At 72.2% G+C, this 20,989-nt stretch carries 19 protein-coding genes; 7 read left to right on the forward strand and 12 right to left on the reverse strand.

The annotated features are described in order from the left end of the window. Positions 1 to 283 precede the first annotated feature (283 nt). The 3 genes from ACSMXR_RS19080 to ACSMXR_RS19090 all read left to right on the forward strand — a co-directional run bounded on the left by ACSMXR_RS19080 (position 284) and on the right by ACSMXR_RS19090 (position 2,759). A complete protein-coding gene (locus ACSMXR_RS19080) occupies positions 284 to 487 on the forward strand; it encodes a cold-shock protein (protein WP_003967653.1) in 204 nt (67 codons plus the stop codon). A 244-nt stretch (positions 488 to 731) separates the two neighbouring features. After that, complete coding sequence (locus ACSMXR_RS19085) at positions 732 to 2,303, forward strand: DEAD/DEAH box helicase (protein WP_364885996.1); 1,572 nt, start codon at positions 732 to 734, stop codon at positions 2,301 to 2,303. A 93-nt stretch (positions 2,304 to 2,396) separates the two neighbouring features. Further along, a complete protein-coding gene (locus ACSMXR_RS19090; protein WP_137229712.1) occupies positions 2,397 to 2,759 on the forward strand; it encodes an SCO5918 family protein in 363 nt (120 codons plus the stop codon). A gap of 28 nt (positions 2,760 to 2,787) precedes the next feature. On the opposite strand, the gene ACSMXR_RS19095 is transcribed toward ACSMXR_RS19090, so the two are convergent. Together ACSMXR_RS19095 and ACSMXR_RS19100 are read right to left on the reverse strand one after the other, a co-directional pair. After that, positions 2,788 to 3,873, reverse strand: coding sequence for an acyltransferase family protein (locus ACSMXR_RS19095; RefSeq protein ID WP_137229714.1), 1,086 nt, complete (start codon positions 3,871 to 3,873; stop codon positions 2,788 to 2,790). Positions 3,874 to 3,923: 50 nt separating this feature from the next. Beyond that, positions 3,924 to 6,215, reverse strand: coding sequence for an MMPL family transporter (locus ACSMXR_RS19100; protein WP_473169491.1), 2,292 nt, complete (start codon positions 6,213 to 6,215; stop codon positions 3,924 to 3,926). Between the two features lie 216 nt (positions 6,216 to 6,431). Between ACSMXR_RS19100 and ACSMXR_RS19105 the strand changes: the two genes are divergently transcribed. Further along, positions 6,432 to 7,952 carry an alpha/beta hydrolase gene (locus ACSMXR_RS19105; RefSeq protein ID WP_473169492.1) on the forward strand — a complete coding sequence of 507 codons (1,521 nt, stop codon included), beginning with the start codon at positions 6,432 to 6,434 and terminating at the stop codon, positions 7,950 to 7,952. 62 nt (positions 7,953 to 8,014) lie between these two features. Continuing rightward, positions 8,015 to 9,244, forward strand: coding sequence for a cation:proton antiporter (locus ACSMXR_RS19110; RefSeq protein ID WP_473169493.1), 1,230 nt, complete (start codon positions 8,015 to 8,017; stop codon positions 9,242 to 9,244). Positions 9,245 to 9,278: 34 nt separating this feature from the next. On the opposite strand, the gene ACSMXR_RS19115 is transcribed toward ACSMXR_RS19110, so the two are convergent. Both ACSMXR_RS19115 and ACSMXR_RS19120 read right to left on the reverse strand, forming a co-directional pair. Continuing rightward, a complete protein-coding gene (locus ACSMXR_RS19115; RefSeq protein ID WP_137229722.1) occupies positions 9,279 to 9,707 on the reverse strand; it encodes a universal stress protein in 429 nt (142 codons plus the stop codon). Position 9,708: 1 nt separating this feature from the next. Then, positions 9,709 to 11,211, reverse strand: coding sequence for an APC family permease (locus tag ACSMXR_RS19120; RefSeq protein ID WP_137229724.1), 1,503 nt, complete (start codon positions 11,209 to 11,211; stop codon positions 9,709 to 9,711). 194 nt (positions 11,212 to 11,405) lie between these two features. Between ACSMXR_RS19120 and ACSMXR_RS19125 the strand changes: the two genes are divergently transcribed. After that, the gene (locus tag ACSMXR_RS19125; RefSeq protein ID WP_381791485.1) at positions 11,406 to 12,176 is read left to right on the forward strand and encodes a peptidoglycan recognition protein family protein; all 771 of its coding nucleotides are present in this window, start codon (positions 11,406 to 11,408) and stop codon (positions 12,174 to 12,176) included. A 21-nt stretch (positions 12,177 to 12,197) separates the two neighbouring features. On the opposite strand, the gene ACSMXR_RS19130 is transcribed toward ACSMXR_RS19125, so the two are convergent. The 5 genes from ACSMXR_RS19130 to ACSMXR_RS19150 all read right to left on the reverse strand — a co-directional run bounded on the left by ACSMXR_RS19130 (position 12,198) and on the right by ACSMXR_RS19150 (position 17,023). Then, positions 12,198 to 12,563 (reverse strand): PH domain-containing protein, encoded by a 366-nt coding sequence (locus ACSMXR_RS19130; protein ID WP_030075656.1) that lies wholly within the window; start codon positions 12,561 to 12,563, stop codon positions 12,198 to 12,200. An 89-nt stretch (positions 12,564 to 12,652) separates the two neighbouring features. After that, positions 12,653 to 14,614, reverse strand: coding sequence for an ABC transporter permease (locus tag ACSMXR_RS19135; protein ID WP_473169494.1), 1,962 nt, complete (start codon positions 14,612 to 14,614; stop codon positions 12,653 to 12,655). Positions 14,615 to 14,692: 78 nt separating this feature from the next. Next, positions 14,693 to 15,514 (reverse strand): molybdate ABC transporter substrate-binding protein, encoded by an 822-nt coding sequence (gene modA / locus ACSMXR_RS19140; RefSeq protein WP_137229730.1) that lies wholly within the window; start codon positions 15,512 to 15,514, stop codon positions 14,693 to 14,695. 139 nt (positions 15,515 to 15,653) lie between these two features. After that, entirely contained in the window at positions 15,654 to 16,049 is a 396-nt protein-coding gene (locus ACSMXR_RS19145) for a TOBE domain-containing protein (protein WP_006126196.1), read from the reverse strand. A gap of 170 nt (positions 16,050 to 16,219) precedes the next feature. After that, a complete protein-coding gene (locus ACSMXR_RS19150) occupies positions 16,220 to 17,023 on the reverse strand; it encodes a VOC family protein (protein ID WP_137229732.1) in 804 nt (267 codons plus the stop codon). A gap of 180 nt (positions 17,024 to 17,203) precedes the next feature. Between ACSMXR_RS19150 and ACSMXR_RS19155 the strand changes: the two genes are divergently transcribed. After that, on the forward strand, positions 17,204 to 17,797 hold the full coding sequence (locus tag ACSMXR_RS19155) for a GNAT family N-acetyltransferase (protein WP_137229733.1): 594 nt from the start codon (positions 17,204 to 17,206) through the stop codon (positions 17,795 to 17,797). 264 nt (positions 17,798 to 18,061) lie between these two features. On the opposite strand, the gene ACSMXR_RS19160 is transcribed toward ACSMXR_RS19155, so the two are convergent. From ACSMXR_RS19160 to ACSMXR_RS19170, 3 genes are read right to left on the reverse strand one after another with little or no spacing between them, the layout of a single operon-like run. Next, positions 18,062 to 19,006: a TerC family protein gene (locus ACSMXR_RS19160; RefSeq protein ID WP_137229735.1), complete on the reverse strand. Its 945-nt coding sequence runs from the start codon at positions 19,004 to 19,006 to the stop codon at positions 18,062 to 18,064. Between the two features lie 24 nt (positions 19,007 to 19,030). Continuing rightward, complete coding sequence (locus ACSMXR_RS19165) at positions 19,031 to 19,858, reverse strand: enoyl-CoA hydratase/isomerase family protein (RefSeq protein WP_473169495.1); 828 nt, start codon at positions 19,856 to 19,858, stop codon at positions 19,031 to 19,033. Continuing rightward, positions 19,855 to 20,982 (reverse strand): cytochrome P450, encoded by a 1,128-nt coding sequence (locus ACSMXR_RS19170; protein ID WP_137230014.1) that lies wholly within the window; start codon positions 20,980 to 20,982, stop codon positions 19,855 to 19,857. The genes ACSMXR_RS19165 and ACSMXR_RS19170 overlap by 4 nt, the downstream gene beginning before the upstream one ends. Positions 20,983 to 20,989: the final 7 nt, after the last annotated feature.

Consider the following 20,989-nt stretch of genomic DNA (forward strand, 5'->3'; position numbering starts at 1 on the left):
TTCGTCAGCACAGAATTTCGCGCAATGTGCGATGAGGCTTTTATGTCCCGGGATCTGTTCCGACGCGGCCGGTGATATTACGCACCCGCCTCTTCGGGGTCATCGTGCTAGTGTTGATCTCAGTTGCAGTTGTGGTTCCCAAAAACTTCAAGTGCTCTTGCCGATCGGATGTCGGCGGGTGCACTTCTGTATTTCCGGTGTTCTTCCGGACGGGGTAATCATCGCGGCGACGTGGGGCCCGCACAGTGTGGGCCCGCGGGCTCTGCCCCTAAGGAGATATGACATGGCTACTGGCACCGTGAAGTGGTTCAACTCGGAAAAGGGCTTCGGCTTCATTGAGCAGGACGGCGGCGGCGCCGACGTCTTCGCCCACTACAGCAACATCGCCGCCAGCGGCTTCCGTGAGCTGCAGGAGGGCCAGAAGGTGAACTTCGACGTCACGCAGGGCCAGAAGGGCCCGCAGGCCGAGAACATCACCCCCGCCTGATCACTCGGGCAGTACTGCGCAGCTGGGGCCCGCACCTTGGGGTGCGGGCCCCGGCTCGTTGTCGTTTCCGGGGCCCGCACCGCGCGCCCCTCGACGAAGCCGCGTCCGGTGCGTTGATTCCCGGCGGCCGGGCTTCGTTTTCTTTTGTCATTTCATCGGCTCGTTCTTGCGATTCTGGGTGCCGTTCACGGTCTCTTCCCGAAAAGAATCCCTCGATACGTGCCCTATCGAGGAAAGGTTCTGCATGAACCGCGAACGCGCACCCCGCTCGAACGACCGATTCTCCCGCACCCGCTCCGGCGGCGGCCCCCGTCACTCCGGCGGCGGCGAGCGCCGGGCCGCGGGCTTCGGCGGCGGACCCAAGCGCTCCGGCGGCTCCGGCGGCTCGGGCCGGTCCGGTGGCTACGGCCGCCGCTCCGCCTCCGGCGCCAAGGGCGAGTTCGCCCTGCCGGTGACGCTCACGCCCGCCCTCCCCGCCGCCGAGACCTTCGGCGAGCTGGAGATGCCCGCACCGCTGAAGGCGGCGCTGGTCGCCGAGGGCATGACCGTGCCCTTCCCGATCCAGGCGGCCACCCTGCCCAACTCGCTGGCCGGCCGGGACGTGCTGGGCCGGGGCCGCACCGGCTCCGGCAAGACCCTCGCCTTCGGCCTCGCGCTGCTGGCCCGCACCGCCGGCCGCCGCGCCGACGCCAAGCGCCCGCTCGCCCTGGTCCTCGTCCCCACCCGGGAGCTGGCCCAGCAGGTCACCGACGCGCTCACCCCGTACGCCCGGTCGCTGAAGCTGCGCATCGCCACCGTGGTCGGCGGCATGTCCATCGGCCGTCAGGCCGGCGCGCTGCGCGGTGGCGCCGAGGTCGTCGTCGCGACCCCGGGCCGTCTCAAGGACCTGATCGAGCGCGGCGACTGCAAGCTGGACCGGGTCACCATCACCGTCCTCGACGAGGCCGACCAGATGGCCGACATGGGCTTCATGCCGCAGGTCACCGAGCTGCTCGACCAGGTGAACCCGGACGGGCAGCGGATGCTCTTCTCGGCCACCCTGGACCGCAACGTCGACCTGCTGGTGCGGACCTACCTCAAGGACCCGGTCGTGCACTCCGTCGACCCGGCCGCCGGTGCGGTCACGACGATGGAGCACCACGTGCTGTACGTCCAGGGCGCGGACAAGTACGCGACCACGACGGAGATCGCGGCCCGCGACGGCCGCGTGATCATGTTCCTGGACACCAAGCACGCGGTGGACAAGCTCACCGACCACCTGCTGCACAGCGGGGTCCGGGCGGCGGCGCTGCACGGGGGCAAGTCCCAGCCGCAGCGCACCCGCACCCTGGAGCGCTTCAAGACCGGGCATGTCACGGTCCTGGTCGCCACCAATGTCGCGGCGCGCGGCATCCACGTCGACAACCTCGACCTGGTCGTCAACGTGGACCCGCCGAGCGACCACAAGGACTACCTGCACCGCGGCGGCCGTACCGCCCGTGCCGGGGAGTCCGGCAGCGTCGTCACGCTGGTGCTGCCCAACCAGCGCCGCGAGATGACCCGGCTGATGGCGGACGCCGGGATCACCCCGCAGATCGCCCAGGTCCGCTCCGGCGAGGCCGAGCTGAGCCGGATCACCGGTGCGCAGGCGCCCTCCGGCGTCCCGGTCGTCGTCTCCGCCCCGGCCAAGGAGCGCGGCAGCGGCCGCGGCGGCGCGTTCATGGGCCGCGGCACCAAGCGCGGCGGCGGGGCCCCGGCCCGGCGCGGCCGTCCCGGAGTTCCGACGCCGGAGGCCCGTGCGGCCGCCGCGCAGCGCCGGAACAACCGCGCCGCGTGACCCCGCGCGGCCGGCGGCCCCTGGCCGCCGGCCGCCCCGTACGTCCCTCCCCGTGCACTCGCTCCGCGTGCACTCGACCCCTGTTGAGGAACCATGCGCTGTGTCATCGCCCGCTTCCCCTTCGATCTGTTCAAGAACGAGGTGGAGGACTCGATGAAGGGCATCAAGCCCGAACCCGTCACGGGCGATGCCGTGGTCATCAGCCGGCGGGTCTACCCCGTCAAGCAGGTGGGTGAAGTGATCACCCGGCAGGACCGCCGGGACTTCAGCTCCGCCGAGGTCGTCCGGGCGCTGTCCAAGCTCGGGTTCACCTGCCGTACCGCCGAGTCGGCCGTGCCCGCGCCGGCCCCGGCGCGTACCCCGCTGGAGACGGCCTCAGCGCTGCTGGGCACTCCGGCCGAGGCACGGACCGAGGCTCCCGGAGCCGTGTCCGCACCCCGGGCCGACGGGGTCTGAGACCCGCTTCCGCGCCCCGCGGCGCCCCTCAGGGCGTCGGCGCGGGCGGCGGCGGCTTCTGCCGGGCCCACTCCATACGCGGCTCCAGCAGCGGCTTCAGCAGCCGCCGGACCGGTGGTGTGCAGAGCAGGGTGACCATGACGGCGGCGCCCACGGTGACGGCGACCGTGCCCATCGTGGTGTTGAAGAACGGCCGGTCGTAGAAGCCCTCGTAGCGCAGGGCCCGGATGACGAAGCCGTGCAGGAGATACCCGTACAGCGTGCAGGTGCCCAGTGCGGTCATCCAGCTGCGGCCCCGGGGCACCCAGGCGAGGAAGCACGCGCCGAGGACGACGGCGGCCAGGAACAGCAGCAGCGTGGCCGCCGGTCCGGTCCACTGGGCGGTGTCCAGTTCCTGGGCGCTGTTCTTGCGGAAGAACCACGACGTCGAGGTCCGGGGCACCAGCCAGTAGGCCAGGAGCATCCCGGCGACGAAGACGGGCACCGAGACGACGCGCACCCAGGTGCGGCGGACCATCGCGAAGTGGTGCGGGCCCAGCCGCAGCCCCAGGACGTAGAACGGCAGGAACTGCAGGATGCGCTGGACCGGGAGCGTTCCGTCGGCGGCGGGCGAGACCGTCGCGACGGCGGCGATGGCGAGCGACACCAGCACCGGGAAGCGCACGGTCTGCCACAGCGGGGTGGACAGCCGCCAGAGGAACAGGGCGGGCAGGAACCACAGCAGCCAGTACGGCTCCAGCAGCGACAGCGAGAAGTCCGGGTCGCGCAGGGCGCGGTGGAAGAGCGTGTAGAGGACCTCGAACACGAGATAGGGCACCAGCAGGCCGGTGACCAGCTTCCACACCCGCTCCGGCCGCAGCTCGAAGTTCCGGGAGAAGTAGCCGGCGATCAGGATGAACACCGGCATGTGGAACGTGTAGATGAAGGTGTACGCGGCCTCCACGAGGCGGCCGGGGGGCAGCGGTTCCCAGGCGTGTCCGATCGCCACCAGCACGATCGCCAGGTACTTCGCGTTGTCGAAGAAGTGGTCCCGGCCGCCGGCGTCGGGGACGCCGGTCCCGGGGGAAGCGGCCGCGGTGGGGCGCGGCAGCCTCGAAGTGAGGGGGGAAGGCATCCTGACACCCTAGGCGCTCGATGCGTTCCCTTCGGAGGCTGTGGCGCTCATCACTTCCCGCCGACGGGCCCGGCCGGTTCGGCGCGCGACTGTGCCCCGCCCTCCGCCCCGCCCTCGGCGTCCAGGCGCGGCAGGATCCGGTCCAGCGGGCCCGGGATCCACCAGGCGGCCCGGCCCAGCAGGGTCATCACCGCCGGGACCAGCAGCAGTCGTACGACGGTGGCGTCGATGAGCACGCTGGCCGCCAGCCCCAGGCCCAGCATCTTCACCACGATGTTGTCGCTGATGACGAACGCGGCGAAGACGCTCACCATGATCAGCGCCGCGCAGGTGATGACCCGGGCGGTGATCTCCAGCGCGTGCGCCACGCTCGCCCGCGCGTCCCCGGTGCGCACCCACGCCTCGTGGATGCGGGAGAGCAGGAAGATCTCGTAGTCCATGCTCAGCCCGAAGACGATCGCGAACATCATCATCGGGACGTAGCTCTCGATCGGCACCTTCCCCGAGACCCCCAGCGCCGGGCCGCCCCAGCCCCACTGGAAGACCGCCACCACGACCCCGTACGAGGCGGCGATCGACAGGACGTTGAGCATGGCGGCCTTCAACGCGACGAGCAGGCCCCGGAAGACGGCCAGGATCACCAGGAACGCCAGGCCCACGACGACCGCGATGATCAGCGGCAGCCTGCTGGAGACGATGTCCAGGAAGTCGACCTGGGCGGCCGTCGTGCCGGTGACGTACGTGCTCGCGTCGTAGCCGGAGACGGCCTGCGGCAGGACGTCGTCGGTGAGGCGGTTCGTCAGCGAGGTGGTCCGCTCGTCCTGCGGGGCGGCCGCCGAGTAGGCGGTGGCGGTCAGCACATCGCCGTCCGATGTGGCGGTGAGCGGGGTGATCACGGCCGCGTCGGGCACGTTCGTCAGTGCCTTCCGCGCCTGGTCGGCGAGGGCGGAACGGTCGGACGAGGGCACTTTGCTCTGGTCGATGACCAGCGTCAGCGGACCGTTGGAGCCGGGGCCGAAGGCGGTGGACATCAGGTCGAAGGCGCGCCGGTCGGTGAACGACTTCGGGTCGGCGCCGTCGCCGATGTGGCCGAGCTGGATGAAGAGCACGGGGAAGGAGAGGACGGCCAGCAGCACCACCCCGCCGGCCAGGAACCACCAGGGCCGCCGCTCCACCCGCTGCGCGTACCGGTGCCAGCCGCCGGGCTCCGCGCCCTCGGGGGCCGGTACGGTCTCGGCCACCGGTTTCCGTACCCGCACCCGGTCGATGCGGCGGCCGATGAGCCCGAGGATCGCCGGTACGAGGGTGAGCGCGCCGAGCACGGCGGTGACGACGGTGACCGCTGCGGCCAGGCCGAGCTTGCCGATGAACCCGATCCCGGAGACCCACAGCCCCGACAGCGCGATGATCACCGTGCAGCCGGAGAGCAGCACGGCGTGCCCGCTGGTGGCGGCGGCGTTCCCGGCGGCGGTCACCGGGTCCTGGCCGTCGACGAGGTTCTGCCGGTGCCGGGTGACCAGGAAGAGGGCGTAGTCGATGCCGACGCCGATGCCGATCATCGTGGCGAGCGTCGGGGAGACCGTCGCGAAGGTCGCGGCGGCGGCCAGCAGCCCGAGCAGCGCCAGCCCGCACAGCGCGCAGATCAGCGCGGTGACCAGCGGCAGCACGGCGGCCAGCAGACTGCCGAAGCCGATCAGCAGGACCACGATCGCCACGCCGAAGCCGATCGCCTCGCTGGTGCGGTCGCTCGGCTCGGGCCGGGCGAGCTCGCCGAGCGGCCCGCCGTACTCCACCTCCACCCCGGCCGAGCGCAGCGGCCGCACCGCGTCGTCGACCCCGTCGAGATAGGACGGGTCGAGCGTGGAGGGCTGCACGCTGAAGCGGACGGTGATGTAGGCGGTCTTCTGGTCCGTGGAGAGCGGCCCGGTGTTCGGGTCCGGCGGCGGGGGCGGGGTGGAGCCGGACGAGGGCAGCGGGTTCTGCGCGGACAGGACGTCGGGGAGCTTCTGGAGGTCGGTGACGGCCGTGGCGACCTGGTCGGAGACCGAGGTGAGCGGCTTGTCCGCGTCGTGCAGCACCACCTGGGCGCTGTACCCGCCCGCCTGCGGCGCGTGCGCCTTCAGGACGTCGAGGCCGTCCTGCGACTGGGTGCCGGGCAGCGAGAAGTCGTCGGAGTAGTCGCCGCCGTACGCGTGCTGCAGGACCTGGAGCCCGGCGAGCGCGGCCACCCACAGGATCAGGACGGTCACGAAGTGCCGGGCGCACCACTCGCCGGTGCGGCGCAGCGCACCGCGGCGGCGCGGAGCGGTGGCCCGGTCCGGGCGGGCCGGTGACGACGGCATGCGGCTCTCTCCTGCCTTCCGCCCCCGTGTTCCGCATTCAACGGCTCCGGCCGCCGCCCGGCACGCCGGTGCGGGGGAACGGGTGACGGGGGCGGCCCGGGGCCGTCCGGGGCCGCAGCGGGGGATGGCCCGGAGCGCGAGCCGGGGGCTGTCCCCCGGGCCGGTCCACCGGACTGCCGCATGGGCATCGGGGCCGGGCCCAACAAGGCTGTGTCCATGACGACTTGGACCCGCAAAGCCCTGCTCCTCACCGTCTCCGCCGCAGCCGCGGCCGGCACGCTGACCGCTGTCGGCGCACCCGTGGCGCACAGCCGGCCGACCAGCCCCGCCACGCCTCCGCTCGCCTGGGGGCCCTGTGCCCCGATCCCGGGCACACCCGTTCCCGCCGGGCAGCAGTGCGCCACGCTCCGCGTCCCCCTGGACCACCGCGCCCCCGACGGACGCACCGTCGACGTGGCGGTCGCCCGGCTGCGCACCGACCGGCCCGAGGCCCGGCGCGGCACCCTGCTGGTGCTCGCCGGCGGTCCGGGCGGCTCGGGGGTGCAGCGGCTCGCGCAGAAGGGCGAGGCGCTGCGGGCGGCGACCGAGGGGGCGTACGACCTGGTCGGCCTGGACCCGCGCGGGGTCGGCGGCTCCACCCGGGCCGGCTGCGGGATCCCGGAGGCGGACCGGCACCTGGTGACGCTGCGGTCCTGGCCCGCGGCGGACGGCTCGATCACGGAGAACACCGAACGCGCCCGCCGCACCGCGGCCGCGTGCGCCCGTGACGGCGGACCGGTGGTGCGGTCCTTCAGCACCCGGAACCAGGTCCGCGACATGGACCGGCTGCGCGCCGCGCTGGGCGAGCGGAAGGTGTCCGTCTGGGGTTCCTCGTACGGGAGTTACGTCGGTGCGGTGTACGCGCAGGAGCACCGGGACCGCGTCGACCGGCTGGTCCTGGACAGCACCGGCGACCCGGACCCGGCACGGGTGGCGTACGGCTGGCTGGCGAACGCGGCTCCGGGCGCGGCCGACCGCTTCCCCGACTTCGCGGCCTGGGCGGCGGACCCCGCCCGGGAGGCCGAGGGGCTGCGGCTCGCCCGGCGTGCCGAGGACGTACAGCCGTTGTTCCTCGCGCTGGCCGGGGAGCTGGACCGCGCGCCGAAGGAGTCGGACGTGCCCGGCGTCCCGCTGACCGGGAACCGGCTGCGGCAGGCGCTCCAGAACGCCCTCCACAGCGATACGGCGTTCGCCCCGCTGGCCCGGCTGATCCGGTCGGCGCAGGATCCGGAGGGCCGCCCGGTGCTGCCGCCGGAGCTGGCGGGCGCGCTGCCGGACGAGGACGCGACGCTGACGATGGCGGTGGTCTGCAACGACGTGCGCTGGCCGGGTCCGGGTCCTGGGTACGCCCGCCGGGTCGCCGCCGACCGGGCGCGGTATCCGCTGACGGCCGGGATGCCGGTGAACATCACGCCGTGCGCCTTCTGGAAGTACGACGAGGAGCCGAGGCCCACCCGGATCACGGCCGAGGGCCCCTCGAACGTTCTGATGATCCAGAGCCTGCGCGATCCGGCCACGCCGTACAGCGGGGCCCTGAAGATGCGGGCGGCGCTCGGTGAGCGGGCCAGGATGGTGACCGTCGGGCAGGGCGGGCACGGGATGTACCTGGGCAGCGGCAACGCCTGCGGCGACCGGGTGGTCAGTGACTTCCTGGTGACCGGGAAGCGGCCCGCCCGGGACACGCACTGCCCGAACTGAGCGGCCCTCCCCAGGGGTGTCATAACGGCTGATTCCGGGGCGTTCCTTGCTATACACGAGCGATGGAGCACCCCGGGACCCTCGTCCTGATCATGGCCCTGGCGGTTCTCGCGCCGCTGCTCGGCTACGCGACCGGGCGGTGGCTGCCGGTCCCCGTCGTCATCTTCGAGATCGTGCTCGGTGTCCTGGTCGGGCCCGATGTGCTCGGCTGGGCCCACCACGACCAGGTCATCGACGCCCTGTCCGACCTCGGGCTGTCGATGCTGATCTTTCTGGCGGGGTACGAGATCAAGTTCGCCGAGGTCCGCGGCGACACGCTGCGCCGGGCCGGCGCGGCCTGGGTCCTCTCGTTCGCCGCCGGGCTCGGGGTCGCGCTGCTGCTCAGCGGGGCGGACCTGGCGAAGAGCCTGGTCATCGGCACCGCGCTGACCAGCACCGCGCTGGGTGCGGTGCTGCCGATCCTGCGGGACTCGGGGCGTCTCGATGGGCGGTTCGGGTCGGTGGTGATGGCGTTCGGGTCGGTGGGGGAGTTCGGGCCGATCATCGCGATGGCCCTGCTGTTCAGCGGCCGCAGCCCGGGTGCGGCGAGCGCGGTGCTGGCGGTGTTCGCCGTCGTCACGGCGGGTGCGGTGTTCTGGGCGATGCGGCCCCGGCCGCCGTGGTTCGCCCGGATCGTCGCCGTGACCCTGCACTCCAGCGGCCAGTTCGCCGTCCGCTTCGTGATGCTGCTGCTCGTCGGAATGCTGGGGCTCGCCCATGTCTTCGGCCTGGACACCCTGCTCGGCGCGTTCGCCGCGGGCATGCTGACCCGGCTCGTCCTCCAGGGGTCGGTGCCCGAGCGGAGCGACGCGATCCTGGAGCGGGTCGAGGCGATCGGCTTCGGCTTCCTGGTGCCGTTCTTCTACGTCGTCACGGGCATCGACTTCGACCTCGCGGCGCTCCTGGACGACGGCCGCCCGCTGCTGCTCCTGCCGGTCTTCCTGCTGCTGTTCCTGCTGGTGCGCGGGGTTCCGGCGTATCTGCTGGCCCCGCGCGACCTGACCGGGCGTGCGCCGCGGGCCGCGCTCGGGCTGTTCGCGTCGACCTGTCTGCCGCTGGTGGTCGCGATCACCGCGATCGGCCTGGACGAGAAGGTGATCGGGTCCGGCGAGGCCGCCGCCCTGGTCGCCGCCGCGATGGTGTCGGTGCTGGTCTTCCCGCTGCTGGCGTTCCGGCTGCTGCGCCGGGAGGAGGAGGGCGGGAGCGGCCGGGCGGTTCCGGGCCGTGCGGCGGAGAGCGGGGAGGCGTGGTGAACGGCGGGCCCGGTCATGATCCGCCGGACACCGCTCAGAGCGTGGCGTCCTCCGTGGGGACGCACAGCACGGGGATCCTCGACATGTGCAGCAGCTTGTGCGGGGTCGAGCCCAGCAGGGCCCCGCGCATCGGGCTCTCGCCCCAGGTGCCGACCACGATGACCCGGGCGCCGTGCCGTTCGGCGGCGTCCAGGAGTGCCTGTGCGGGGCTCTCGTCGAGCACCTCGACGGTCGCCGGTACGCCTGCCTCCTCGGCGGCCGTGAGCGCGTGCTCCAGGCCGGTGCGGCCGGCCTGCCGGATCGCGTCGTAGTGGCTGCGGTACTCCGCGCCGTCGCGCAGTCCGGGGGCGGCGGCCCCGTAGACGAGGACCAGCCCCTCCCCGTACGCCGCCGCCAGCTCGATGGCGATGCGCAGGGCGCGGGCGGCGCCGGGGGACTCGTCGTAACCGAGGACGACCGGCATCTCAGCGTTCCTTCCGGGCGGGGGCGTGCACCAGGTCCGGGTCGGCGACCCCCGGCCGCTCCTGCCAGAACACCGCGTCCCGCAGCCGCCACACCACCATCAGGACCACGCCGACCAGGGAGATCACGATGCCGATGACGAGCGGCGGGCCGAGCCCGAACCAGGAGGTGCCGCTGTAGGAGTTGGCCGGGTCGGACATGTCGATGACCGAGCGGACCAGCAGCCAGGTCAGCAGTCCGGCGCCGACCACCGGGCCGAGGCCGATGAGCAGGAAGTTGCGCACGCTCTCGGTGAGATGGCGCCGGTAGTAGACGGCGCAGGCCACTCCGGTGAGCGCGTAGTAGAAGGCGATCAGCAGCGACAGCGCGGTGAGCGAGTCGAAGAGGGCGTTCGTGCTGATCTGGTTGACCACCAGGTACCAGGCGATGGCGATGCCGGCGACCCACCACGTACTGACGTCCGGGGTACGGAACCGGGGGCTGATGTGCCCGAAGTGCTGCGGCAGCGCCTGACGGCGGGCCATGGACAGGGCGGTCCGGGAGGCCGGGATGATCGTGGTCTGGGTGGAGGCGATGGCGGAGGTGGCCACCGCCAGCAGCAGGATCCAGTCCCAGCCGCCGAGCACGTCACCGGCGAGCTGGGCGAAGATGAACTCCTCCTCGCCCGCGTTCTCCGCGAGGAACGCCGTCCCCGCGAAGGCGACGACCGCGACGGCGACCGACAGATAGGTCACCAGGAGCACCACGGTGGACCACAGGCCCGCCTTGCCCGGGGCGCTCGCCGAGTCCTCCGTCTCCTCGGTGAGGTTGACCGCGGACTCCCAGCCCCAGTAGATGAACACCCCGAGCAGCAGCCCGCCGGTCAGCGCGGCGCCGCCCGCGCCGAACGGGTCGAGCCAGCCGATGGACGGCTCGATCGAGTCGAAGCCGGTCGTGCCCGCGTACACCCGGTAGAGCGCCACCGCGACGAAGACCAGCAGGAACGCCACCTGGAGGAGGATCAGCGCGTTCTGCACCTTCGCGGAGAGCTCGGTGCCGATGACGCAGAGCCCGGTCATCACGATGATCAGGAGCACGGTGAGCAGCTGGCGGGCGAAGTCGTTCTCGACCCAGCCGTCCAGACCCACCGCCAGCAGGGTGAAGCTCACCGCCACATCGGCCAGCGAGCCCACCACCAGGACGCCGGTCATGGTGATCGCCCAGCCGCCCAGCCAGCCCGCCCAGGGGCCCATCGCCCGGGTCACCCAGGAGAACGTCGTACCGCAGTCCTGGTCGACCTTGTTGAGGTAGTAGAACGCCGAGGCGATCAGCAGCATCGGCACGAACGAGGCGAACATGACGCCCGGGGCGTAGATCCCCACCAGGGCGACGATCGGGCCGATGACGGCGGCCAGCGAGTACGCCGGGGAGGTCGCGTTCAGACCGATGACAAGGGCGTCGACGAACCCGATCGCGTTCGGCTTGAGGCCGACATCCGGTTCGTCCCGCACACGGTCGTGGGCCATGGTTCCTCGCTCCGCCGGGCACCCCCGCCGGGAGCGGGCGATGATCCGGGTCTCATCGTAGGGAGACCCGGCGAAAGCCGCATTCCGGGCGGTGCGTCCGAGCTGCGGGGGAGGCCGGTGGGAGGCCCGGCGAGACGTCACCCGAACGGCCCGCTCCTCTGCGAAGCCGGAGGCCGGAGCGCAGGGTGGAGTCCATGTGGTCCCGCCGACTCGTCCTGGGCGTTCTGATCCTGCCCCTGGCCCTCCTGGTGTTCGGGGACGGCCCGGCGTTCCGCGCGCCGGGGGCGGAGCTGGCCACCGGACCGCGGCCGCCGCGCGGACTGCCGCAGCCGGCCGTCGTCAGCCGCCGGGACTGGGGCGCGGACGAGTCCCTGGTGCGGGAGGGACCGCACTACACGGCCCCGGCGCGGGCGGTGTTCGTGCACCACACCGGCAACCCCAACGACTACGACTGCGCGGACGCCCCCGAGCTGATCCGGGCCGTCCAGCGCGACCACATCCGGCAGGACGGCTGGGACGACATCGGCTACAACTTCCTCGTCGACCGCTGCGGCACCATCTACGAGGGCCGCGCGGGCGGTGTCGGCCGCTCGGTGCTCGGCGCGCACACCAAGGGGTTCAACACCGACACGGTCGGCATCGCGGCGATCGGGAACTTCGGCCCGGGGGTCGAGGTGCCGAAGCCGATGATGGACGCGCTGGTGAAACTGGCCGCCTGGAAGCTGCGGCCCGGGGCGGATCCGCTGGGCAGCGTCGACCTGGTGTCGACGAACGACGAGAGCCGCTTCGACCGGGGGCAGGTGGCCCGGCTGCACGTCATCTCCGGACACCGCGACAGCTTCGAGACCCGCTGCCCCGGCGACGCGCTCTACGCCCTGCTGCCCGAACTGCGGGAGCGCGCCGCGAAGCTGCGGGCCACCGCCCCCGGGCACTCGGCGACGGCCCGGCTGCGCCCGTCCTTCTGACGTCCGGCCGGACGCGGGCGGCTAGCGGGCGACGAACTGCGTGAGTATCGCCTGCACCTCGTAGATGTCGACGCCCTTGGTGAACGTCTTCTGGAGCGGCGTCGCGTTGCCCGAGATCCAGATCTTCAGCTCGGCGTCGAGATCGAACGTGCCGGCCGTCTCCACGGCGAAGTGCGTGATGCTGCGGTACGGCACGGAGTGGTACTCCACCTTCTTGCCGGTGATGCCCTGCTTGTCGACGAGGATCAGCCGCCGGTCCGTGAACAGGATGGTGTCCCGGATCAGCAGGAACGCGGCGTGCACCTGCTCGCCCTGCCCGAGCAGCCGGGCGTAGTCCTGCTGGGCGGTGGCCGGGTTGATCGTGTGGGCGTTGCCGAACAGTGCCATGAGGTCCCCGTCTCTCGGTCGTCGTACGTACAGAAGTACGCGCCGGCGGGGGCGATGGTTCCCCCGCGCCCCGGACCCGGATCCCGGGCTCAGAGCAGGACGATCGTCGTCTCCGTGGCCTTCACGCTGGTCCAGACGGCCGTGCCGTCGGCGATGCCCAGCTCGGCGGCGGCCGCCGGGGTGATCTCCGCGACCAGGTCCGGGGCCTCCGCCGAGGTGATCAGCAGCCGCAGCCGGCTGCCGCCCGAGGTGATCTCGCGGACCGTGCCGGGCCAGACGTTGCGCGGCGAGCCGGTGGGCCTCTCCCGGTGTACGGAGACGGCTTCCGGCGCGATGACCGCGAGGGCGTCCGTGCCCGCCGGGAGGGGCTCGGCGACCACGAGGTGCCCGCCGCCCTCCGGCGCCAGGCCGTCGGCGGTGGCGGTCCCGGGCCAGGCGTTGTGGCCCAGCATCCGGGCCACCCACGGCGAGCGCGGGTGCCGGGTGACCTCGGCGGGCGGCTCGTCCTGGAGGGCCCGGCCGTCCTCCAGCACCAGGACCCGGTCGGCCAGCGAGACCGCCTCGACCGGGTCGTGGGTGACGATCAGACAGACCCCGCCGAAGTCCGCGAGGTGGCCGCGCAGGGTGTGCCGCACCCGGGCCCGGGTGGTCTGGTCGAGGGCGGCGAGCGGTTCGTCCAGCAGCAGGAGGCGCGGGCGGGCGGCGAGGGCGCGGGCCAGGGCGACCCGCTGGGCCTGCCCGCCGGAGAGCTGGGCGGGCCTGCGGTGGGCGAGGTGGCCCACCCCGAGCCGGTCCAGCCAGCCCTGGGCCTCGCGCCGGGCCTCGGCGCGCGGCACCCCGTGGGCGCGGAGCCCGTACGCCGTGTTGGTCAGCGCGCTCAGGTGCGGGAAGAGCGCCCCGTCCTGGGGCACCCAGGCGACGCCCCGGCGGTGCGGCGGGAGGGCGGTGACGTCGCTGTCGCCGAGGCGCAGGGTGGCGTGCGCGCGGGGCGTGAGGCCGAGGAGGGCCCGCAGGAGCGTCGTCTTGCCCGCGCCGTTGGGGCCGACCACCGCGATGGTGGTGCCGGGCGGGGCGTCGAGGGTGAGGCGGGTGAAGCCGGTGACCTCGGCGTGCAGCGGCCAGGGTTCGGGCGCGGGCTTCTTCCGGAGGTCCGGCGGCGGTTCGGGGAGGGGGTCCTGGACCGGGCCCGCCGGATCCTCGGGGCGGGCCGCCGCCGTACGGCTCGCGAGGTCGCGGTGGTCGCCCGGGGTGCCGGTCCACCGGCCGCGCAGCCCGACGAGCACGATCATCGCGATGGCCAGGAGCAGCAGCGACACGGAGGTGGCGGCCTCCGGCGAGTCCTGGAGCAGCAGATAGACCTGGAGCGGCAGGGTCTGCGTGGTGCCGGGGAGGTTTCCGGCGAAGGTGATCGTCGCGCCGAACTCGCCGAGCGCCCGCGCCCAGGTCAGGGCGGCTCCGGCGATCAGTCCGGGGGCGACCATCGGCAGCGTCACGGTGAGGAACACCCGGACCGGCGAGGCGCCCAGGGAGGCGGCGGTCTCCTCGTACCGGGGGCGCAGTCCGCCGAGCGCGCCCTCCAGCGAGATGATCAGGAACGGCATCGCGACGAAGGTCGCCGCGAGCACGGCCCCCGAGGTGTGGAAGGGCAGCGTGATGCCGAAAGTGTCCTCCAGCCACGGGCCGAGCAGCCCGCGCCGTCCGAAGGCCAGCAGCAGCGCGACGCCGCCGACCGTGGGCGGCAGCACCATCGGCAGCAGGACCAGCGAGCGGACGAACGCCTTGCCGGGGAACGGCACCCGGGCCAGCAGCCAGGCCAGCGGCACCCCGAACAGCAGCGAGAGCCCCAACGACCAGAGCGAGACCACCAGCGAGAGCCGCAGCGCCTCGGTGGTGGCATCGGCGGTGAGGTGCGCGCCGATCTCGCCCCAGGAGGTGCGGGCCAGGATGCCGACGAGCGGCAGCATCAGGAACGCCACGGCCAGCAGGGCGGGCACCGTCAGCAGGAGCGGGGCGCGGACCCCGGGCGTACGGCGGCGGACCGGGCGTTTCATCGATGACCTCGTCGGGCTGGGAGTGCGGTGCCCGGCGGGCCCGTCGGACGGTACGGGCCCGCCGGGAGCGGAGTGCGGTTACGGCTGCTGGAAGCCCGCGCCCTGGAGGATCTTCTGTGCGGCGGGCGTGGAGAGCCAGGCGACGAACGCGGCGGCGGCCTCGCTGTGCTTCGACCCCTTCAGCGTGGCGGCCGGGTAGGAGGCGACGGCGTTCTCCGCGTCCGGGATGTCGATCGCGTCGACCTTGTCGGTGGCGGTCGCGGCGTCGGTCTTGTAGACGAGCCCGGCATCCGCCTCGCCCAGCTCGACCTTGCTGAGGACCGCGCGGACGTTGGGCTCCTGGGAGACCGGCTTCACCTCGATCTTCTGCGCGTCGAGGATCTGCTTGCTGTAGCGGCCCACCGGCACCTCGGGGGCGGCCAGGACGACCTTCAACTTGGTGTCCGAGAGGTCCTTGAGGTTCTCGACCTTCTCCGGGTTGCCCTCGCCGACGGCGATGACGAGGCGGTTCTTGGCGATGACGGTCGGGGTGCCGGTCTCGCCGGTGAGACCGTCCATCGTCTTGGTGTCCGCGGTGACCAGGGCGTCGGCGGGGGCGCCCTGCTTGACCTGGGCGGCCAGCTCCTGGGAGCCCGCGAAGGAGAACGTCACCTTCGTGCCCGGGTTCTCCTTCTCGTACGCCGCTCCCGCCTCCTTGAAGACGTCCGTCAGCGAGGCGGCGGCCAGCACGGTCAGGTCCGCCTTCGGGGCGCCCGAGGCGGAGGAGGTGGCCTTCGAGCCGCTGTCCTTGTCCTTGGCCTTGTCGGATCCGGAGTCGTCGCCGCAGGCGGCGAGCGGGATCAGGAGGGCGGTGGTCAGGACGGCGGCGGCCGCACGGCGGCGGGTGATCAGCGGGGACATGAGGGTGGGTGCTCCTTGGATGCGTGCGCGGCCGGCGGGGCGCCGGGCGGGCGGGGTTGCCGTGCGGGGCGGTGGTACGTGGGCGGTGGTTCGGGTACGACGGTGGGCCGAAGCCGTACGGGTCCGTCGCCGGCCGGTCTCAGGTGCGGTCGATGTGCACGCTGGTCGACTTCACGCGGGCGGTCGCCTGCATGCCGACCTCCAGGCCCAGCTCCTCCACGGCCTCCCGGGTCAGGAGCGAGACGAGCCGGTGCGGCCCGGCCTGGATCTCGACCTGGGCCGCGACATCGCCGAGTTTCACCGCGGTGACGATGCCGGGGAACGCGTTGCGGGCCGAGGTGTACGGGGCCTCGTCCTCGCCGCCCGCGCCCTGGCCGACCTCGATCGAGAAGGCGGCCAGCGCACGGCCGTCGATCAGCCGCCGGCCGGCCTCGTCGCGATGGGTCGCGACCCGGCCGGCGTCCGCCCAGCGGCGGGCGGTGTCGGGGCTGACTCCGAGAAGTCGTGCGGCCTGGCCGATTGTGTAGGACTGCATGTGCGACACGCTAGGGCAATCAGGCTGGCATTTACCATTCTCTGGACGATGATCCATCGCAGATGCGAGAGGTCTCGGAGGAATGTACGGGGCAGGAGAACGGGCCGCGCCCGGTGCTCCGGTCGCGGCCCGTGGCGGCTCTCGGCCCCGGGTGGGGCGAGCCGGTCGGATCAGGTCACCGGGCTCGTCGCCGGCATCTCGCCCTCGGTGGTGGTCACGTCGATCACGGCGAACGCGGCACCCTGCGGGTCGCTGATCGCCGCGAACCGGCCGAAGGGGCTGTCCATCGGCCCGAACCGCAGCACCCCGCCGCGCTCGGTCGCCTTCGCCACCGCCGCGTCGCAGTCCGGAACGGAGAAGTACACGTTCAGGAACGAGGGCAGATCGGGCGGGAAGTCCTTGTCCATCACCATCCGGCCGAGGACCGTCCGCCCCTCGACGTCGAACATGGCGAAGTCCATCGACTCGTCGTCGAACGTCCGGGTCGTGTACGAGAAGACCGCGGGGTAGAACGCGTCGACCTTCTTCGGGTCGCGGGTGAAGACCTCGCCCCAGCAGTACCCGCCGGGCTCGCCCATCTTGGTCTCGAACCCCTCGTGGGTGTTCGCCTGCCAGATGCCGAAGACCGCTCCGCCGGGGTCGCGGGCCAGCGCCATCGTGCCGAACTCGCCGACCTGCATCGGCTCCACCAGCACCTCGCCGCCCTGGTCGCGGACCTTCCGGGCGGTCGTGGCGGCGTCCGGCGACGCGAGGTAGAGGCACCACGCCGAGGGGGCCCCTTCGGTGCCCGGCATGGGCGGGGAGACGGCGGCGGCCGCCTTGCCGTCCACGTACGCCTGCGTGTAGTCGCCGAACTCGGGCCAGCTCTCGCCGAACGTCCAGCCGAGCACGTCTCCGTAGAAGCTCTTGGCGCCCTCGATGTCGGCGAACATGGCGTCCGCCCAGCACGGGGTGCCCTCGGGTTGTACAGCCATGGCGCGCCGGTCCTTCCCTGGAGTCCCTGTCTTCGGCCCCGCCCTACGGATCGCGCCCGCAGGGTCAACGCTAGTCAGCCGGGGGCCGGTCCGCGCGTCGGAGAACCGGGCGACATCTATGCACTAGTGCGTAAGTGGTGTGTGCTAGTACGAAGATGGGGAAGGGGCTACGATCTCGGCATGTCCGCACTTCCCCCTCGGCCCGTGACTCTGACCGGGCAGCATGTCGAACTCGTCCCGCTCGCCTTCGGCCACCTCGACGACCTCTTCGCGGCGGGAGGCGGGGACGAGGAGGTGTGGCGCTGGCAGGGCGGCCCGGCGCCGCGGACCCGTGAGGAGCTGCGCAGCCGGATGGAGCAGGTGCTCGGCGACGCGACGTACGTGCCGTTCGCCGTCGTCCACCGGGCGAGCGGCCGGGCCGTCGGCTGGACCACGTACCTGGACGTCGCGGTCCATGACGAGCGTCTGGAGATCGGCTGGACCTGGTACGGGCGGGCGCACTGGCGCTCGGCGGTGAACAGCGAGACGAAGCTCCTGCTGCTGACGCACGCCTTCGAGGAGCTGGGCATGGGGCGCGTCCAGCTGAAGACCGACCACCGCAACGAGCGCTCGCAGGCGGCCATCGCCCGGCTCGGGGCGCGGCGCGAAGGGGTGCTGCGGCGGCACCGGCGGCGGCCGGACGGGAGCTGGCGGGACAGCGTCTACTTCTCGCTGCTGGCCGACGAGTGGCCCGCGGCGAAGGCGCGTCTCACCGCACGCCTGGCCGCGGGCTGAGGGGGCTCTTCCGGGTCACCCCCGGGTCCGGTGCCGGACGGGCCGGGTCTCGGCGGCGTACTCCGCGCAGTCGGGGTTCTCGCAGGGGCCAGCGCGCCATACCGGGACGAAGATCCCGAGGGACTTGTGGCGGTGGATCTCGGAGGGGACGGGCTGTTTGCAGGTCGGGCACATGAAAGCGGCCCGCTGGTGAAGGTCACGCTTTTTGCTGTCCATTTACCCACGATAAGTGGGGGCTGAGATTTTGGAAAGTCTTGGTCTTCGCTATTCCTCTTCTTTACTCGGCTGACGGCGCATGCTCAGCGTCACCGACACCGCCAGAATGACGACGATCACCGCCAGGCTGACCGGCGAGGGAATCTCCGGGATCGAGGTGCTGATCATCTTGTGGCAGGCCTGCAGGACGAGCTTGACCGCGATGAAGGCGAGGATGACCGCCAGGCCGTGGCTCAGGTAGTGGAACCGGTCCAGCAGCCCCGCCAGCAGGAAGTACAGGGCCCGCAGGCCCAGGATCGCGAAGGCGTTGCTGGTGTAGACGATGAACAGGTCGTCGCTGACCGCGAGCACCGCCGGCACGCTGTCGACCGCGAAGATGAGGTCGGCCGCCTCGATCGCGGCGACCACCGCGAGCAGCGGAGTGGCGATCCGCCGCCCTTCCTTGTGGACGACGAAATGCGTGCCGGCATAGTCGTCCTGGACCGGCATGATCTTGCGCAGCAGCCGTACCGCGAAGCTCTTGCCCGGATCGAAATTCTCCTCCTGGCCGCTGAGGATTTTATAGCTGCTGTAGAGAAGGATCGCGGCGAAGAGGAACAGGACGAAGGTGAAGCGGTTCACCACCGCGACGCCGGCCGTCAGGAAGATCGCGCGGAACACCAGTGCGCCGATGACGCCGAAGAAAAGCACCCGGTGCTGGTATTCCCGGGGCACCTTGAAATAGGCGAAGATCAGCGCGAAGACGAAGAGGTTGTCGACCGACAGGCTCTTCTCCAGCAGCCAGGCGGTGGTGTACTCCGTCCCGGCGGTCGTCCCGAGGACCAGGAAGACGACCCCGCCGAAGATCAGCGCGAGGCTCACCCACAGGGCGCTCCACAGCCCGGCCTCCTTGAAGCCGATGACATGCGCCTTGCGGTGCGCCAGGAGGTCGACCGTCAGCGAGACGATCACGGTCGCGGCGAACACGATCCAGAGCCACACCGGTACGTCCACGCCGCAGACCTCCCACTCGGGTTTTTACGAGTGTGACCCGCCCGCCCCGGCACCGCCCGCCGGAGGCCGCCGGGTGGCGGCCGCGACCGAGGCCATCAGCTCCGCGTCGAGGAACGAGGGGTCGGCCAGCCGGGTGGCGGCGGCGTAGGAGTTCAGCAGCGCCTTGGTGACCCGCAGCGCGGCCTCCGGGCGGCGGACCACCGGCTTCGCCCAGGCGGCGACCGCCGCGTCCAGCCCGTCCCCGGGCACCACCCGCTGGAGCACGGACAGCTCGTGGGCCTCGGCGGCGTCGAAGGCCCGGCCCGTCAGGATCAGCTCGCGGACCCGGGCCGCGCCCACCTCGTGGATCAGCCGGGGCAGCAGCCCGCCCCAGGCGGTCGGCAGCCCGAGCGCCAGTTCCGGCAGCCGGAAGGAGGCGTTCTCCGCGCCGACCCGCAGATCGCAGGCCAGGGCCAGCGCGAACCCCGCGCCCACCGCCTTGCCCTGCACCCGGGCGATGGTCACGGCCCGGCCGCCGGAGATCGCCTCGCAGACCCGGCGGGCCTTCTCCCCGGCGACCCGGATGCCCCGGCCGCCCGGATCCTCCGCCAGCCAGTCCGCGAACTCGGTACGGTCGCCGCCCAGGCAGAAGTCGTCCCCGGCGGCGCTGAGCACCAGGACCCGCACCTCCGGGTCCGGGGCGACGACGACGTCCAGCAGCTCGTCGAGCATCGCCTCGGTCACCGCGTTGCCGGTCTCCGGCGCGTTCAGTTCCACGTACAGGACGGGGCCCTCGCGCCAGGTGCGTACCGTCGCGGGGCGGTCGCCGGAGCGGTCGCCCGCCGTCAGGAAGTCGGGCAGCGAGAGCTTCACAGCGCCACGCCCAGCGAGGTGATCCGTCTGAAGACCATCCGGGGCGCGTAGACAGGCGGCGAGACGGTGCGCAGGGTGGGGAAACGGTCCAGCATCCGCGCCAGCAGCGTGCGCGCCTCCAGCTTGGCCAGCGCCGCGCCCAGGCAGTAGTGCACCCCGCCGCCGAAGGTGAGGTGGCTGCCGCCGCGCAGGATGTCGAAGGAGTCCGGGTCCGGGTTCCGCCGCGGATCGTGGTTGGCGGCTCCGTACAGGACGTGGATCATGCTGTCCTTCTTGATCGGGACCCCGGCCAGGACGGTGTCCTCGGCGGCGATCCGGGTGTTGATGTGGATGGGCGGGTCGTAGCGCAGCGCCTCGTCGACGGCCGCGTCGATGTGTTCCGGGTGCTCCCGCAGCCACGCCCACCGGGCCGGGTCGGTCAGCAGGGCGGTCATCGAGGAGAGCAGCGTCGCGGTGGTCTCCAGCGAGGCGATGGTGACGAACATGGTGAGCCGGTAGAGGATCTCGTCCGCCCGCTCCCGGTCCGGCTCCATCGCGTCCCAGGTGTGGATCCAGCCGGTCAGCACATCGTGGCGGGGCTCCGCCCGGCGGCGGGCGACCAGCGCGGTGAAGTAGGCGCGCAGCCGCAGGGTCGCCTCGGCGGAGACGGCCAACTGCGACTTGGTGGGCAGCAGTTCCTGGGCGAACACCTGGTTGTGCGTGATCTCCAGGATGTCCGGGTAGTCCTCGGGCGGTATCCCCAGCCAGGAGCCGACGGTGCTGATCGGCAGCTGTTCGCTGACCGTGGAGACGAAGTCCGCCTCACCCCAGCGGAGCTTCTCCGCCAGCTCGTCCAGCAGCCGGTCGGTGTCGCGCTCGACGTCGGGGGTGAGGCGTTCGATGGTGGAACGGTCGAAGAGATTGCCCAGCGAGCGGCGCTGGCAGGTGTGCTCGGGGGCGTTGAGCCGGGCGAGTGTGGTGGTCATCTCGCGGGTCGCGATGGCGTCCCACTGCTTGGAGTCGTCCTGCCGCTCCTGCCAGGCGAGATCCGGGGCGAGCCAGTTACGGCCCCGGAGCACCTGGCTGCAGCTGTCGAAACCGGTGACGAAATACCCGTTCCACGGAGCGCGGACGACGTCACCCATCGTCCGC

This window comes from Streptomyces sp. DSM 106670 (assembly GCF_055792845.1).

Coding starts and splice junctions, on each gene's coding strand:
- ACSMXR_RS19085 (WP_364885996.1), top strand. CDS start 732: ATGAACCGCGAACGCGCACCCCGCTCGAACGACCGATTCTCCCGCACC.
- ACSMXR_RS19120 (WP_137229724.1), bottom strand. CDS start 11,211: ATGGCCCACGACCGTGTGCGGGACGAACCGGATGTCGGCCTCAAGCCG.
- ACSMXR_RS19170 (WP_137230014.1), bottom strand. CDS start 20,982: ATGGGTGACGTCGTCCGCGCTCCGTGGAACGGGTATTTCGTCACCGGT.
- ACSMXR_RS19155 (WP_137229733.1), top strand. CDS start 17,204: ATGTCCGCACTTCCCCCTCGGCCCGTGACTCTGACCGGGCAGCATGTC.
- ACSMXR_RS19105 (WP_473169492.1), top strand. CDS start 6,432: ATGACGACTTGGACCCGCAAAGCCCTGCTCCTCACCGTCTCCGCCGCA.
- ACSMXR_RS19125 (WP_381791485.1), top strand. CDS start 11,406: ATGTGGTCCCGCCGACTCGTCCTGGGCGTTCTGATCCTGCCCCTGGCC.
- ACSMXR_RS19090 (WP_137229712.1), top strand. CDS start 2,397: ATGCGCTGTGTCATCGCCCGCTTCCCCTTCGATCTGTTCAAGAACGAG.
- ACSMXR_RS19095 (WP_137229714.1), bottom strand. CDS start 3,873: ATGCCTTCCCCCCTCACTTCGAGGCTGCCGCGCCCCACCGCGGCCGCT.
- ACSMXR_RS19130 (WP_030075656.1), bottom strand. CDS start 12,563: ATGGCACTGTTCGGCAACGCCCACACGATCAACCCGGCCACCGCCCAG.
- ACSMXR_RS19080 (WP_003967653.1), top strand. CDS start 284: ATGGCTACTGGCACCGTGAAGTGGTTCAACTCGGAAAAGGGCTTCGGC.
- ACSMXR_RS19135 (WP_473169494.1), bottom strand. CDS start 14,614: ATGAAACGCCCGGTCCGCCGCCGTACGCCCGGGGTCCGCGCCCCGCTC.
- ACSMXR_RS19100 (WP_473169491.1), bottom strand. CDS start 6,215: ATGCCGTCGTCACCGGCCCGCCCGGACCGGGCCACCGCTCCGCGCCGC.
- ACSMXR_RS19145 (WP_006126196.1), bottom strand. CDS start 16,049: ATGCAGTCCTACACAATCGGCCAGGCCGCACGACTTCTCGGAGTCAGC.
- modA (WP_137229730.1), bottom strand. CDS start 15,514: ATGTCCCCGCTGATCACCCGCCGCCGTGCGGCCGCCGCCGTCCTGACC.
- ACSMXR_RS19115 (WP_137229722.1), bottom strand. CDS start 9,707: ATGCCGGTCGTCCTCGGTTACGACGAGTCCCCCGGCGCCGCCCGCGCC.
- ACSMXR_RS19150 (WP_137229732.1), bottom strand. CDS start 17,023: ATGGCTGTACAACCCGAGGGCACCCCGTGCTGGGCGGACGCCATGTTC.
- ACSMXR_RS19110 (WP_473169493.1), top strand. CDS start 8,015: ATGGAGCACCCCGGGACCCTCGTCCTGATCATGGCCCTGGCGGTTCTC.